The organism is uncultured Sulfuricurvum sp. (assembly GCF_937936435.1).
In the GTDB taxonomy this organism is placed as follows: Bacteria; Campylobacterota; Campylobacteria; order Campylobacterales; family Sulfurimonadaceae; genus Sulfuricurvum.
Window position 1 is genome coordinate 1 of record NZ_CALDDG010000104.1, and the last position, 1,617, is coordinate 1,617.

1 protein-coding gene is annotated in these 1,617 nt (G+C 51.9%); it reads left to right on the forward strand.

All coding sequences use genetic code 11. The features are described from left to right. Positions 1 to 349: 349 nt before the first annotated feature. On the forward strand, positions 350 to 1,617 hold a 1,268-nt coding region (locus Q0389_RS09895), incomplete at its 3' end, for a transposase (RefSeq protein WP_298693847.1).

Here is a 1,617-nt window from a genome sequence, read left to right on the forward strand (position 1 = left end):
GAGCCATTTGAGATGTCTGCCAAGCATTGAAGAACAAGGCGGATAAGGATACGCCCCGAAATCTTTACCCCGATTGACGGATTTGAGCCAAGTGACCAGCGATCATGATCGCAGGATATTGAATTGTCTTGATTCATACGGAGAAGGGGATTGATGAGTTGATTGATGAGGGACAGGATTGAATGGTCATGAAGCTGATTGGAGGTGTGAGGGAGAATGGGTATCGATTAGAGGGGATGGATCTTTAAAAATTCACCCCACGGCGAGGCAGGGCAAAAAAAAGAGGTGCACCTGCTTGATAAAAGCACGGCAAAATGCTTTAATATCAATGAGTTAAACGAGGTGCACCATGGCAAAGATTACCCGAAATTTATTCAGTTGGCAAGAGATAGATGCGGAGTCGGATTTGAGCCGACTCGAGTTGGTACTGAGTGTCATTCCGGATGAAGCGCTGATGGTAAAACTGGAAGCGAAGCGGAAACATGGCCGGAACGATTATCCGATTCGCCCGATGTGGAATGCGCTGATCGCGGGGATTGTGTATCAGCATCCGAGCATCGAGAGTTTACGGCGGGAGTTAGCGCGGAATGCAGAACTGCGTCAGGTCTGCGGTTTTGATCCATTTCGAGGGGCTGATGCGGTACCACCGGCGGAAGCGTTTACGCGGTTTCGGCGGTCATTCGAGGGATTGGGGGACGAGATTGAGGGGATATTTGAGGAATTGGTGGGGCGTCTTGGGGAGGTATTGCCGGATCTGGGGAAGCGGTTGGCGATGGACTCGAAAGCGATCCAGTCGTATGGGAAGCCGACGAAGAAGACGGAAGTGGATGGACGGAGGGATCTGGACGCGAGGTGGGGAACGAAGACCTATACGGGAGTCCGAGGGAATGGGGAGATCTGGAAGAAAGTGACGCATTGGTATGGCTACAAGCTGCACCTGTTGGTGGATTCAGAGTATGAACTGCCGATCGGGTATACGGTGACATCCGGGGCGGAATCGGATGTCACGCAGATGATGCCGATGCTGGATGACTATTCGAAGCGTCACGAATCGATCGCCCGGCGAGCGCAGTATCTGACAGCGGACAAAGGATATGATTCCACGGAATTGATCCGAGACGTTTATGATCGGCATGGGATACATCCGATCATCGATATTCGGAATTGCTGGCGATCAGAGGGGAATGAAGGGCTCGAACAGCCGAACGAACCGACGACGAGACAGTTTCATGCCTACGACGGAGACAACATCGTGCATGATTATCGAGGGACGGTGTATTGCTACTGCATGAAGACGCGGACCCATCAAGCAATGGCGTTTGGAGGGTATGACAAGAGGCGACGGAGTTTGAAATATCTGTGTCCGATGAAGCACTACGGGATGAGTTGCGCAAGTCAGAGCGAGTGCCGCCATTGCGGGAAAAGTGTGTGGATTCCATTGACCGAGAATCGGCGGATGTTTACGTCCGTGGCCAGGTCCAGCTACAAGTGGGCCCGCGAGTACCGATATCGAAGCGCGGTCGAACGAGTGAATAGTCGATTAGATCGGAGTTATGGATTTGAAGAGCACACGATCCGAGGCATGAAGAAGATGAAAACGAGGATATGCTTGGCGAT